Raw genomic sequence first — 13180 nt, 5'->3', positions numbered from 1 at the left:
CCGGCCAGGATGGCGTCGCGCACCGGGACGGGGAAGGCCGCCATCTTCTGCTTGGGGTCTGCGGTCACCACGTAGCGCTGCGCGAAGGTCGGCAACGGGATGTTGCGGCTGTAGTCGTTCTTGATGCGCTGCTGCTTGCCGGCGAGCTCCACGCCGAACCAGCGGAAGTCGTAGGTCGTGATGCGCGCCGGGGTGCCCACGGCGACGATGCTCGTGCCCTGCTCGTCGTAGTTGATGTCGCTGATCGAGTCGCCGTAGGTGCGCATGTTGCAGCACAGGTAGCCGCTGACGAGCGGGCCGGGCGGCGGGGAGGGCCGCTGGGCATGGGCGACGGTGATGGACGCGGGCACGACGGTGGCTGCCAGCAGGGCGGCAGCGGCAAGGCGCTTGAGCATTCTTGGATTTCCCTCGGAGTTGTTGGAATCGCTGCGGGATCGCTGTCCTCGGCAGCGAAGGGATTCTAGGAGCGAACAATCCGAGGGCGAAGGCAGAATGCGCGCCTGCAGCTATCGAAAGCGTAGCAACGCAGCTTGCGTTCAGGTTCCCGGTTCACAATGCGCCCCGGCGCCTGCCGCCACCTCAATCCACAGAGACAGCGCGAAAGAAAGAAGAGCCCCCGATGGCGATCCAGTGGTTCCCCGGTCACATGTATTCGACCCAGAAGGCCATCACCGAACGGGTGAAGGACATCGACGTGGTCATCGAGCTGCTCGACGCCCGCCTGCCCGGCTCCAGCGCCAACCCGATGCTGGCCGAGCTCACGGCCGGACGGCCCACGCTGAAGGTGCTCAACAAGCAGGACCTGGCCGACCCTGAGCGCACCGCGCTCTGGCTGGCGCACTACAACGCGCTGCCCGCCACCCGCGCCATTCCCCTCGACGCGAGCCAGACCACGCCCGCGCAGCAGATCGTCAAGGCCTGCCACGAGCTCTCGCCCAACCGCGGCGGGCTGGCCAAGCCGATGCGCGTGCTGATCTGCGGCATTCCCAACGTGGGCAAGTCCACCCTCATCAATACGCTCACCGGCGGGCGCAAGGCCAAGACCGGCGACGAGGCCGGCATCACCAAGCTGGAGCAGCGCATCACGCTGGCCGACGACTTCTACCTGTGGGACACGCCCGGCATGCTGTGGCCGCGCATCATCGTGCCCAAGAGCGGCTACAACCTCGCGGCCAGCGGCGCCGTGGGGCGCAACGCCTTCGACGAGGAAGAAGTGGCGCTCGAGCTGCTCGGCTACCTCAAGACCAGCTACGCCGTCGGCGTGGCCGCGCGCTTCAAGCTCGTGGAACTCGACGCCGAGACCATGGCCGGCATGAAGGACGAGGCGCTGCTCGACACCATCGGCCGCAAGCGCGGCGCCCTGCTGGGCAAGGGGCGCGTCAACCTGCAGAAGGCCGCGGAGATCGTGATGCACGAGTTCCGCGCCGGCAACCTCGGGCGCATCACCCTGGAGACGCCCGAGGAGTTCGCGGTGTGGCTGGCCGACGGCCGGCGCGCCGATGCCGAGCGCGCGGCGAAGAAGTCCGCGCGCAAGCAGAAGGGCAAGCCGAAGGCGGAGGCCTGAGCTGGCCTCAGTTCAGTCCAGCGCGAACAGCGCCGCAGCCGCCTCGTCGAGCGCGGCGAGCCTGCGCGAGCCGGAGCCCGGGCCGGCCGCCTGCAGCGCCCGCTGATACATCGCCACGCGCGTGGCCGACACCGGCCTGCACAGCGGCCGCCCGCGCGTCTGCGCGATGCCGCGCCCGGGCACCACGTAGCGTCCCGGGCTGAGCCGCGCGAAGCGGATGTAGGCCTGCAGCGTGGGGAGCACGTCGGCGTGCAGCGCGTGCATGTGCTTCTCCGCCTCCTTGCCGATCTGCGCGTAGCCCTTGGCGTCCTTGGTGACGGGCAGGCCGAGGATGTCGGCCATGTCGATCTCGAAGTGCGTGAAGTCGCCGTACGGGCGCTTGCAGTCGATCATGAAGCTGCTCCAGTTGGCGTGCTGCAGCAGGCGGATGTGCTCGTCGGTCACGTCGAAAGCCGCGCGTTTCTCGAAGGGCGGCTGGAAGGCGTAGTGGCCGGCCACGAAGCTCGCGTGCAAAAAGAAGGCGGCCGCCACGTTCACGAAGCGGTCGAAGACCGGCGAGCTGCCGCCGTCGAGCACGTCGCCGAACTGCTCGAACGTCATGTCGGGCGGCACGATGGCGGGCGCGCCGGATTCGCAATCGACCCACTCGGCATGGCTGCGGCGGAACCAGTCGATGTCGGCTTGCGTGATCTCGATGCTGCCCGGCTGGGGCGGCGCTGCCGGGGCGGCCGAGGGCGTGTCCTGCGACTGCCCGCAGCCCGAGGCGGCCAGCAGGGCGGTTGCGGCGCATGCGGCAGAAAGTACCAGCGCGTCCCGCCGATGGAACCATCTCACTTTGTTCTCTCCAGGAAAAGATGTCTGTCCGCGCACGAGGATGCCATGCGGGCCTGACATCTGCCTGAGGACGACCGCACCGTGCGCGGGAGGGGGCGGAAGACGACAATCAATGGCGCGCGCCGGGGAACCTGGTCCGCGCCCCAACGCCAGTCCATCGCCTGCAACCCGATTCCAGATGCAACGTCTCACGCGTCAACGCAACGCCGTCTTCTCCGCCTTCAGCGACGCAGGCCGCGTCCTCACCGCTCCCCAGATCCTGGCGCATGCGCGCGAGATCGTTCCCGAGATCAGCTTGTCGACCGTGTACCGCCAGGTCTCGCTGCTGCTGGCGGATGGCGAGATCGCCAAGGTCGAGCTGCCCGGCGAGCCCGCCCGCTACGAGGTGGCGTGCAAGCCCGAGGCGCATGGCAAGGCGGGCCACGGCGCAAAGCCCGCCGACCATCACCATCACTATTTCCATTGCTCCAGCTGCGGGCAGGTGTACATGCTGCATTCCTGCCCCGGGCCGATGGACGACCTGGTGCCGAAAGGCTTCCAGGTGAAGAGCCACGAGGTCACGCTGCACGGGGTGTGCGCGTCGTGTGCGGCGGAGGAACCGGCCGGCAAGCCACGCGCGGGCAAGGCGCACTGACCGGCCGGCTTTCGGTCAGCTTTCAATTTATTGAGAATGAATTCTCAATAACGTATAGTCGCGGGTCCGAATCCTTTGGTTCCTGTCCCGATCATGCAAGTCCTGTCCTCGCTCAAAGAAGCAAAGAAGCGCCACCGCGACTGCCAGGTGGTGACGCGGCGCGGCCGCACCTACGTCATCTGCAAATCCAATCCGCGCTTCAAGGCCAGGCAGGGCGGCGCGAAGAACAGGCACAAGCGCTGAGGAGCGCAAGCGCCGCTGACGGGCGCCGCGGCTGAAGAGCCAGCGCCCGAATCTCCCCAACACCGAACAAACGAACGAGCGACTGACCGCCTCGGCGCGCGTGCGCCGGTGCGTGCCTGCGCGCGTCCCGTCCTTCCATTCACCGGGTTTCCTCCATGCTCCGAGCCACCGGCCTCACCAAGCAATACGGCGCGCACACCGCGCTCGACAGCCTCGACCTCGACATCCGCGCTGGCGACATCTACTGCCTGCTGGGCGCGAACGGCGCGGGCAAGACCACCACCATCAACCTGTTCCTGAACTTCGTCGAGCCGACTGCCGGCACGGTGGAGATCAACGGCATCGACGTCGTGCGCCACCCGGTGGCCACCAAGCAGCACGTGGCCTACATCCCCGAGCAGGTCACGCTGTACGGGCCGCTCTCGGGGCTGGAGAACCTGCGCTTCTTCGCAGGACTGTCGCTGGGCCGGGAGCTGCCGCGTGAGCGGCTGCTGGAGCTGATGACCGAGGTGGGGCTGGACCACGCGGCGGCCGACAGGCGCGTGTCGGCCTACTCCAAGGGCATGCGCCAGAAGGTGTGGATCGCGGTTGCACTGGCCAAGCAGGCGAAGGCGCTGCTGCTCGACGAGCCCACCTCGGGGCTCGACCCACAGGCTGCCAGCGAGTTCTCGGGCCTGCTGCGCCGCGCCGCCGACAACGGCGTGGCCGTGCTCACCACCACGCACGACTTGTTCCACGCGCAGCAGACCGCCACGCGCGTCGGGATCATGAAGCGCGGCCGCCTCGTCGAGAGCCTGGACGGCGAGGCCGCGATTGCAAAAACCGACCTGCAGTCCCTCTACCTGCAGCACATGAGGGCATGACATGCAGCTCGTGAACTGGATCGCGCGCCGCGAATTCCTCGAGCGCCTGCGCGACGGGCGCCTCGACTGGGCCGGCGGACTCGTCGCCGTGCTGCTGCTGACCGCGCTCGCCGTGGGCTGGGCGCACCAGCGCGACGCTCGGGCCGAGCAGCGTGCCGCCCAGGCCATGGACTACCGCGACTGGCTGCGGCAGGACCGCCGCCATCCGCACGACGCCGCGCACCAGGGCATGCACGCCTTCAAGCCCGAGGCGGTGCTGTCGATGATCGACCCGGGCATCAACCTCTTCATCGGCAGCACCGTGTGGCTGCAGGCGCATCGCCAGAGCGAGGTGAAGTTCAACGCCGCGCAGGACGCGACCGGCCTGCAGCGCTTCGGCAATCTCTCGGTCGGCTGGATATTGCAGGTGCTGGGTCCGCTGCTGGTGATCGTGCTGGGCTTCAACGCCTTCGCGGCGGAACGCGAGCAGGGCATCCTGCGGCAGACGCTGAGCCTGGGCGTGCCGCCGCTTCGGCTGCTGGGCGGCAAGGCGCTGGCGCTGGGGGCGTCGCTGGCCGTGCTGCTGGTGCCGGCGGGGTTGATCGCCGCTGCGGCGGTGGCCGCCGGGGCGGACGACGGCGAGCGGCTCGATGCGCTGCTCAGGCTGGGCGCCTGGGCCGTCGGCTATGCCGTGTACCTCGGCATCTTCGTGTTCCTCGTGCTCGGCGTTTCCGCGGCCTGCTCGACCTCGCGCATGGCGATCACGCTGCTGCTGGCCATCTGGATCGGGCAGGCGGTGATGGCGCCGCGCGTGCTCTCGGAGCTGTCGCGCGCATGGTTCCCGAGCCCGACGCGGCTGGAGTTCAACCGCCAGCTCGGCGTGGAGCTCAAGACCGTCTCCGACGAGGTGTGGCAGAAGAACTTCGGTTCCACCGAGCGCTGGGGCCGCGACGTGCCGCTGAGCAAATGGGGCATCGCGCTGCGCCTTGACGACCAGGCCTCCTACCCCGTATATGACCGCCACTACGGCCGCCTGTGGGACACCTGGGAGCGCCAGCAGGCGGTGCAGGAATGGAGTGGCCTGCTGGTGCCCGTTCTCGCGGTGCGCGGCTTCTCGATGGGCATGGCGGGCACCGACTTCGCGCACCACCGCAGCTTCACCACCGCTGCCGAGCTGCACCGCCGCCACATCCAGGACCTGATGAGCGAAGACCTGGTGGAGCACGCCGATCCGCTGGGCGACCAGCACTTCGCCTACCAGGCCACACCCGATCTCTGGGCGACGGTGCCGCCCTTCGACTACCAGCCGCCGCGCGCGGCCTGGGCGCTGATGCACCAGATGCGCAGCTTCGCCGTGCTGTGCGCCGGCCTGCTGCTGGCCGCCGCCTTCGCGGCATTCACCGCTTCGCGGCAGCGCGCGCTCTGAGGCACGCCGTACATGACGACGACCACTTCTTCCTCCGCTCCTGTTTTCGTTTCCATCGTCGATCCGCCGCAGGGCCGCCGGCTGCTGGCCGTGATGCGCCAGGAATGCCGGCTGATGCTCGCCGAGCGCACGCTGTGGGCCGTCGGCCTGCTGTTCCTGCTGCTGGTGGCCTATGCGCTCGGCAACGGACTGCTGCAGACCGCGAGCCGCGACCGCGCGCAGGCGGCGGTTGCGCAGGCCGACCGCGACACCCGCGCGGCGCAGCGCGCGCTGCTCGAAAGCATCCTCGCCGGCACCGCGCAGCCCACGCCCTTCGAGAACCCGGCCGACCCTTCGCGCATGGCCAGCGGGTACGGCGGGCACCACGCGATCCTGCCGACCGCGCCGCTGGGCCCGGTCGCGCTGGGGCAGAGCGACCTGTACCCGAGCCAGTTCAAGGTCACGAACCAGAGCCGCGTGGTGTTCATGAACCCCAGCGACATCGAAAGCCCCTGGCACCTGCTGAGCGGGCATTTCGACCTGGCTTTCGTCATCGTCTACCTGCTGCCGCTGCTGATCTTCGCGCTGGGCTACAACCTGCTGTCGGCCGAGCGCGAGAACGGCACGCTGAGGCTGCTGCTGTCGCAGCCGCTGCGGCTTCGCACGCTGCTCGCGGGCAAGCTCACGGTGCGAGCGGCGGTGCTGCTGGGCCCCGCCGTGCTGCTGCCGGTGGCGGTGCTGCTGGTGGCGCGGCAGGCCGGGCTGGCCGGCTCGCCGGGCGCCGCCCTGTGGTGGTGGGCGCTGCTGGTGGGGGCGTACGTGCTCTTCTGGTTCGCGCTGGTGGTGGCGGTGAATGCCTTCGGCGCCTCGTCGGCGACCAACGCGATGGTGCTCGTCATCGCCTGGGTGCTGCTGGTGCTGGTGGCGCCGGTGCTGCTGAACCTTGCCGTGACGCAGGCCAGCCCCGCGCCATCGCGCACCGAGCTGGCCACGCGCCAGCGCATCGTCACCGCCGAGGCGATGAAGCGCCACGCCGACCTGATGAGCACCGACTACCGGCACGTGGGCCGCGGCGCGATCCTCGTGCCGCGCGACGGCAAGATCGAGATCGCCGGCCGCGCCTTGGGCAACTACCTGATCGAGAAGGAAGTCGACGAGGCCATCAAGCCCGAGCTCGACCGCTTCGACGCGCAGCAGGCCGGGCAGCAGGCGCTGCTGGCGCGCTTCAGCGCGGTGTCTCCGGCGGCCGTGGCCTACGAGGGCATGACGGCGCTGGCTGGCACCGGCACGCGGCGCCAGGCGCGTTTCGAGGCACAGACCATCGCCTATCACGAGGCCTGGAAGCGCTTCTTCTCCCCGCGCATCGACGCGCGCGACGCGCTCGTGCCGTCCGAGTTCGACCGCATTCCCGCATTCGCCTGGCAGGAGGAGCCCKCCGCCCTCGTGCGCGGGCAGGCCGCCATCGMGGTGATCCAGCTGCTGGTGCCGAGCCTGCTGCTGTTCGGCATCGCGGCGTGGCGGCTTCGGCGCTTCCCGGTCGCGTAGCGGCCACCCGGTTTTTCTTTTCTTCCCGCAATTCCTTGCAATCAATCCAATGACAACCCTCATCCGCACGGCCATGGCGATGGCCGCCGCCACCGCATTCCAGGTCTCCCACGCGCAGCAGGGCAGCGGCGGCGAGCTCGGCACCATCACCGTCGAAGGCAGCCGCGACGCCAGCGGCCTGCATCTGCAGGAGTCGAGCGGCACGGCCTCGCGCCTGGGCCTCTCGGTGCGCGAGACGCCGGCCTCGGTCGAGATCCTGCAGCAGGACACGATGCAGCAGCGCGGCGCGCGCACCTTCAGCGAGGCGCTGCGCGGCATGGCGGGCCTGTCGGGCGGCGGGCCGCCGTCGTCGCCCACCACGCTGTCCACGCGCGGCTTCACCAGCCTCATGTACCTGTACGACGGCGTGAGAGGCTCCGGCGCGGGCGTGACCAACCGCGTACAGGACACCTGGAACTACGAGCGCATCGAAGTGCTGAAGGGCCCGGCCTCGGTGCTCGACGGCGAGGGCGCCATCGGCGGCGTCGTCAACTTCGTGACCAAGCGCCCCGACCGCAGCAACCCGAACAAGGAGGCGCTGCTCTCGTACGGCAGCTACGGCTCCACGCGCGCGGCCTTCGGCTTCGGCGGCGCGCTGGGCGACGCCAGCGCCTACCGGCTGGACTACAGCCGCAACGACACGAAGGTGGGCACCATCGCGCGCAACGGCGAGCGCATCGACCACTTCACCAGCGGGCTGATGGTCGACTTCGGCGGTTCGGTGAAGCTGGACCTTTCCTTCGACTACCTGCGCGAAGATAACCAGGCCTACTGGGGCACGCCGCTGGTGCCGGCCAGCTTCGCCACGCAGCCGACCAGCGTGGTCAGCACGCCCGACGGCCGCGTGATCGACCGGCGCCTGGCGCGCAGCAACTACAACGTGCCCGACGACGAGAACTCGTCGGAAACCTACTGGCTGCGCGCGCGGCTCACCGGCCAGCTTGACGGCGGCTGGTCGTGGCGCAACGAGTTCTCGGCCAACAAGGCGAACCGGGTGTTCCGCAACTCCGAGAGCGCGGTCTTCGTGGCGCCCGCCAGCATCGCGCGCGACCAGACGCTCATCACCCACGACCAGGACTTCTGGCTGAACCGCTTCGACGCCACGCACAAGGGCACGCTCGGCGGCATGGACAACCGCTTCGTCGTCGGCGGCGAATACAGCGAGACGCGCTTCGGCAGCCAGCGCCGCTTCTCCAACGGCAGCGCCGCCACCGCGAACCTGCTGCGCGTGCCGGTGTTCGCCCCGTACATCGCGCCCTTCAACGACAGCCTCGCGCTCACCACGGGCGCGGGCAACCGCACCAACACCACGTCAAACGTGAAGGTCGCGTCGGCCTTCGTGGAAGACGCGATCAAGCCGGTGCGCGGCCTCACGCTGGTGGGCGGCCTGCGCCACGACCGTACCGAGGTCGACCGTGGCATCGCCGACCTGAACTTGGGCAGCTACACGCGCTTCGGCACCAGCTATCGCTCGACCTCGGGGCGCATCGGCGCGGTGTACGACATCACGCCGGATTCGAGCGTGTACGCGCAGTACACCAACGCGACGCTGCCGGTCGGCTCGCTCTTCCTGCTGTCGGCGTCGAACGCGGCTTTTCCGATGTCGCGCGGCAAGCAGGCCGAGGTGGGCTTCAAGCAGAGCATTCCCGAGGCGAAGCTGGAGTGGACGGCGGCCCTCTACAAGATCGAGCTCGACAACGTGCTCTCGCGCGACCCCAACGACGCCCGCAACACGGTGAACAACGGGCGGCAGTCCTCGCGCGGCGTGGAGCTCTCGGCCGTGTGGCGGCCGACGCGCGAATGGACGCTGGCCGGCAACCTCGCCGCGCTCGACGCGCGCTACGACACGCTGATCGAGGTCGGCGGCGTCTCGCGCGTGGGCAAGACGCCGCCGAATGTGCCCGAGCGGGTGGCCAATCTCTTCGCGACCTACCGGCCCGAGGGATCGAAGTTCGAATACTTCGCGTCGTTGAACCGCACGGGCCACATGTACACCGACAACGCCAACGAGATCCGCATCAACGGCTTCACCACGCTCGACGCGGCGGTGAGCTACCGGATGCGCAACGCCTTGCTGACCTTCCGCGTGCGCAACCTGACCGACAAGCTCTACGCCACCTGGGGGGGGCGCGCGACCTCGCAGGTGCTGCTGGCGTCGCGCCGGACCTTCGAGCTGTCGGCCAGGTTCGACTTCTGACGCGGCCTCGTCAGCGCATCTGCAGCCGCGCGTCCTTCGGGTAGCCGATGGTGTAGTCGGCCGTCACGCGCGCGGTCTGGCCGGCCGCGAGGTCGAGCTGCCACATGGCCAGGCCGGGCTGCTTGTTCCATGCCAGCTCGGCGGGCTGCGGCGAGAACTCCGAGGCCACGCGCACCTTCTCGTCGACCGAGACCGGCGCGGCTTCCAGCACCTGCACCGCGATCGGCGTGCGGTGACGGTTCTCGATCACGTAGGCGCGCTGCACCTTGCGCTCGGCGCGCGAGCCGGCGAAGCCGCCCGTGCCCTGGTTGTCGCGCTCGGGCTCGGCCTGCACGCGCACCAGCTCGTCGCGGCCGAAGGAGAGCGTCAGGCGCGCATCGGTGGGCGCGTTCCAGCGGCCGCTGCCCACGAAGGCGCCGTCGCGGTACAGCTGCATCGGGCCGGCAGGCCACACGCCGGCGGGCTGGTCGAGCTCGGCGACGAGGAAGGCGCTGGCGTCCACGCGCGGGCTGGTGCGTGCGGCGAGCTTGGCCGTGTCTTCGTGCTGGCCCAGCGCCATGGTCACGCGCTGGCCGTTGGAGGGCACGTCGATGGCCTGCGGCACCGAAAACTCGGTGGCGAAGCTGTTGTCGAACACGCTCACGTCGAACAGCGGCTCTGCCCGGCGCTCGCGGCTGTCCATGGACTTGCTGGCCATGATGGGCGACGGCGCCATGGCCGCCGCCGGCGCGGAGGGGTAGGCCATCTCGGCCAGCGGGCGCGGCGGCGGCTCGATGCCGATGCGCCATGCCGTCGGCAGGCGGCCGGTGGTCTCGCGGCGCGGCTGGCCGGTCGAAAGCACCAGCTTCACGCCGCGCCAGTCCTCGCCCGTGGCCTGCGCCACCAGCGCCTGGCGCTCGATGCGCACCTTGCGCGTGGTGGTGTCGAGCAGCGCGCGGTAGGTGGGCGTCCAGCCGGGGCCGTTGACCTGGTAGCTGAGCTTGACGTCGGCATCGGCGCCCGCGGCCAGGGTCACCGTCACGGCCGTCACCTGGCCTCCGTTGCCCTGGGTGCGTATGCGTTCGGCCAGCAGCGGGTTGAGCTGGCGGTCGATCTCCGCTTGCTTGCGCTGGATCTGGTGCTGCTTGAGCAGCGAATCCTGCCCGGTGCGGCGCATGGCCTCGGTCATGGCTGCGAGGTTGCGCGCGTCCATCGGTGCGCGCACGCCGGTTGAGTCGCCGCCGCTGCCGCCGGCCAGGCCCTTGAGATAGCCGGTGACCATGCCCAGCGCATCGGTTTCGGCCTGCAGCGCGGCCTTCTGGTCTTCGAGCTCGCGGATGCGGCCGTCGAGCGGGCTTGTCGAGCAGCGTGCCGAGAGCTCGCGCTGCTCGCTCAGCACCGAGGTCTCGCCGATGCGCACCGAGGCATCGGCCGACACCTGCAGGCTCTGCACGTCCAGCCCCGCCGGCAGGCAGGCGAAGGTGACCGAGCGCGCGCCGGCCGCGACGCGGGCCACGCGCTCGACGGTGGCGCTGCCGGGGTAGACCTTGACCTGGGTGATGCGCGAGTCGGAGGCTGCCATGGTGGGTTGTGCAGTGGCCTGGCCTTGCGCGCTCAGGCTCAGGACCAGCAGGACGGCGGCACCGGCGGTGGCGCGCAGGAGGGCGGAAGTCGACGTTTTCATGAGATGCCTCTGGAGCGAAGGTGATGAATGACCCAGGCTCATACGGGCGGCCCCGGCGATCGGGGTTAAGGCATCGTCAAAAAAATTCATGCGCCGGCGGCGCTGTCGCCAATGCAACCGCCACGGCGTTTCCGGTCGCGCGCGCGACGGCGGATGCGGTGCGTGGTTCATAGAGTGGCCGCATCGTCTTTCCACCCAACCCCGGACAAGGACACGCCGCCATGCTCGACACCATCCAGGCCATCAACAAGACCGCTGCCTTCAACCGCTGGGCCGGCTTCGAAGTGACCCGCGCCGCCAACGGCGAAGCCGAACTGCGCATGAACTGGCGCGAGGAGGACATGGGCCAGTACGCCGGCTTCCTTCACGCCGGAATGATCGGCGCGATGCTCGACACCGTGAGCGGCTACGCGGCCGCCACCGTGGCGGGCCGCGTGCTGGCGTCGCATTTCTCGGTGAACTGCGTCTCGCCCGCCATCGGCCGCGCCTTCGTGGCGCGCGGGCGGGTGGTGAAGGCCGGGCGCAAGCAGGTGTTCGCCGCGGCCGAACTCTATGCGCAGGGCGAGGGTGCCGATTCGCTCAAGCTCGTGGCGACGGGGAACGCAATCCTCGTTCCGGTCGAAGACCCTGCTTCCGCGCCGCCGAAGAAGTCGCAGCCCGCTGCCTGAGCTTCAGACCGAACAGCGGCCGCAGCAGGTTGGTGCGGCGGATCAGCCCATCCGTCAGCAGCCAGCAGCCCAGCAGCGTCAGGGCCACCAGCAGCGCGGGCTCCACGACCGGGCCGAGCGCGAGCGGGGCCAGCAACACCACGCCCGCGATGATCAGCGTCTGGTGCAGCACGTACCACGGGTAGACCGACTCGTTGGCCCAGCGCAGCCAGGGCCAGGGGCGGTTCAGGTAGCGATGGCCGTGGCCGAGGATGGTCGCGACCGCCAGCCACAGGTAGAGCATGCGCAGCGTGTCCATCGGCAGGCCCGAGGGCGGGCTCTTCATGCCGGCGCGCAGCGCGATGAAGGCGGCGATCACCGCGACCGCCAGCGCGAGCGACACGCGGCGCAGCCGCTCCAGCTCCTTCCACACGCCGGTGTCCACGCCCATCCAGTAGCCGTAGAGGAACATCGTGAAGTAGAGGCTGTGCAGGTGGTAGTCGCGCACCAGGTTGTGCGTGGCCTGAAAGCGCGAGGCCAGCAGCATGGTGAAGACCAGCAGAGGCACCACCGGCAACAGCAGCAGCTTCCAGCCGCGCAGGCCGTTGAAGGCGGCGCGCAGCCGCTGGCCGGCGGCGGATTTCCACAGCGGCAGCGTCAGAGCGACCAGCGCCGTGTAGGTGAACAGGTAGGGCAGGTACCAGAGGTGGTTCCAGGTGATGCCGAACTCCGCGCCGTCGAAGGCCTGCTTCGGCCAGGGCTGGCCCATCGACAGGTAGCGCAGCAGGAAGGCGCCGAAGCCCGGCGCCACCAGCCCGTTGGCCACGCCTTGGGCGTAGGCCTGGTAGGGCACGATCACCGCCATGCCGAAGGCCAGCGGCAGCATCAGCCGCAGGCCCCGGCTGCGCAGCAGGCCCCAGGTGCCCTGGCCCCGGCTGAGGAAGCCGAGCGACACGCCCGAGATCAAAAACACCAGGTCCATGCGCCACAGGTTCAGGATGCGCATCGGCCATTGCAGCCATTCGGCCGTGTGCGGGCTCTTGAGGTGCCAGGGCCAGTCGGCCACGTAGTACATGCCCACGTGATAGAGGATGACGAAGAGGAAGGCCAGCGCGCGCAAGGCGTCGATGTCGTGGCGGCGGCGGTGGTCGGAAGGGACAGGATCGGCGGTCATGGGCGGCTCCTCGAAGCAGGGAAGGCCGCCATGCTCGGCCCGGCCGCCCCCGCGCGGCGCGGCCGGGGGACGGATCGCTCCCGCTTTGTGACGAGCGGTGGCCCGCGGGGACGAAATCCGGCCCCGAAACGGCCGTCCCGGGGCCAATGCCGCTCAGTTAATTCTGAGCGGCATTTTTCTTGATGGGGTACTGCGTCTTGGTCATGCGAACGGCGCGAGGATATCGGCGTTCGCTGCGGCGGGGTGGAAGGACGAAGCGGCGGATGTTCTGGCGCATGGCGCGCAGCTTGGCGGGGATCGCACCGGGCGCAGTGCTGCTCGAACTCCAGAGCCACTCGTCGACGATGTAGCGCAAGGCCGTGATGAAGCTGATGCGACAAGGCTCGAGCTTGG

The 13180-nt window shown here is 69.5% G+C and carries 11 protein-coding genes and 2 pseudogenes; 8 read left to right on the top strand and 5 right to left on the bottom strand.

Going from position 1 to position 13180, the window contains the following annotated elements; all coding sequences use genetic code 11:
* A pseudogene (locus QMO14_RS31330) lies at window positions 1-395 on the bottom strand (cell envelope protein SmpA); the annotation flags it as partial.
* Between the two features lie 224 nt (window positions 396-619).
* Between QMO14_RS31330 and ylqF the strand changes: the two are divergent.
* Window positions 620-1564, top strand: coding sequence for a ribosome biogenesis GTPase YlqF (ylqF, locus tag QMO14_RS31325; protein WP_301511967.1), 945 nt, complete (start codon window positions 620-622; stop codon window positions 1562-1564).
* Window positions 1565-1576: 12 nt separating this feature from the next.
* Here ylqF and QMO14_RS31320 read toward each other — a convergent pair whose 3' ends face one another.
* Window positions 1577-2398, bottom strand: a complete 822-nt coding sequence (locus QMO14_RS31320; RefSeq protein WP_301511966.1) for a hypothetical protein — start codon at window positions 2396-2398, stop codon at window positions 1577-1579.
* Window positions 2399-2576: 178 nt separating this feature from the next.
* Between QMO14_RS31320 and QMO14_RS31315 the strand changes: the two genes are divergently transcribed.
* From QMO14_RS31315 to QMO14_RS31290, 6 genes are all read left to right on the top strand, one after another.
* Window positions 2577-3032 (top strand): Fur family transcriptional regulator, encoded by a 456-nt coding sequence (locus QMO14_RS31315; RefSeq protein ID WP_301511965.1) that lies wholly within the window; start codon window positions 2577-2579, stop codon window positions 3030-3032.
* 93 nt (window positions 3033-3125) lie between these two features.
* Window positions 3126-3275: a type B 50S ribosomal protein L36 gene (gene ykgO, locus QMO14_RS31310; RefSeq protein ID WP_019654976.1), complete on the top strand. Its 150-nt coding sequence runs from the start codon at window positions 3126-3128 to the stop codon at window positions 3273-3275.
* 155 nt (window positions 3276-3430) lie between these two features.
* The gene (locus QMO14_RS31305) at window positions 3431-4138 is read left to right on the top strand and encodes an ABC transporter ATP-binding protein (protein ID WP_301511963.1); all 708 of its coding nucleotides are present in this window, start codon (window positions 3431-3433) and stop codon (window positions 4136-4138) included.
* Window position 4139: 1 nt separating this feature from the next.
* Window positions 4140-5543 (top strand): DUF3526 domain-containing protein, encoded by a 1404-nt coding sequence (locus QMO14_RS31300; RefSeq protein ID WP_301511961.1) that lies wholly within the window; start codon window positions 4140-4142, stop codon window positions 5541-5543.
* A gap of 12 nt (window positions 5544-5555) precedes the next feature.
* The gene (locus QMO14_RS31295; RefSeq protein WP_301511959.1) at window positions 5556-7067 is read left to right on the top strand and encodes an ABC transporter permease subunit; all 1512 of its coding nucleotides are present in this window, start codon (window positions 5556-5558) and stop codon (window positions 7065-7067) included.
* A gap of 49 nt (window positions 7068-7116) precedes the next feature.
* A complete protein-coding gene (locus QMO14_RS31290) occupies window positions 7117-9303 on the top strand; it encodes a TonB-dependent siderophore receptor (protein WP_301511958.1) in 2187 nt (728 codons plus the stop codon).
* 10 nt (window positions 9304-9313) lie between these two features.
* Here the strand turns inward: QMO14_RS31290 and QMO14_RS31285 are convergent, their stop codons facing one another.
* Window positions 9314-10966 (bottom strand): DUF4139 domain-containing protein, encoded by a 1653-nt coding sequence (locus tag QMO14_RS31285; RefSeq protein ID WP_301511957.1) that lies wholly within the window; start codon window positions 10964-10966, stop codon window positions 9314-9316.
* Window positions 10967-11187: 221 nt separating this feature from the next.
* Between QMO14_RS31285 and QMO14_RS31280 the strand changes: the two genes are divergently transcribed.
* Entirely contained in the window at window positions 11188-11634 is a 447-nt protein-coding gene (locus tag QMO14_RS31280) for a PaaI family thioesterase (protein ID WP_301511956.1), read from the top strand.
* Here the strand turns inward: QMO14_RS31280 and QMO14_RS31275 are convergent.
* Both QMO14_RS31275 and QMO14_RS31270 read right to left on the bottom strand, forming a co-directional pair.
* Window positions 11546-12787, bottom strand: coding sequence for an acyltransferase (locus QMO14_RS31275; protein ID WP_301511955.1), 1242 nt, complete (start codon window positions 12785-12787; stop codon window positions 11546-11548). The two genes, QMO14_RS31280 and QMO14_RS31275, sit on opposite strands and share 89 nt — an antisense overlap.
* Before the next feature lie 157 nt (window positions 12788-12944).
* Window positions 12945-13180, bottom strand: a pseudogene (locus QMO14_RS31270) (transposase); the annotation flags it as partial.

Source organism: Variovorax sp. CAN15, assembly GCF_030462475.1.
In the GTDB taxonomy this organism is placed as follows: Bacteria; Pseudomonadota; Gammaproteobacteria; order Burkholderiales; family Burkholderiaceae_C; genus Variovorax.
This window is presented reverse-complemented; position numbering and strand designations above follow the sequence as displayed.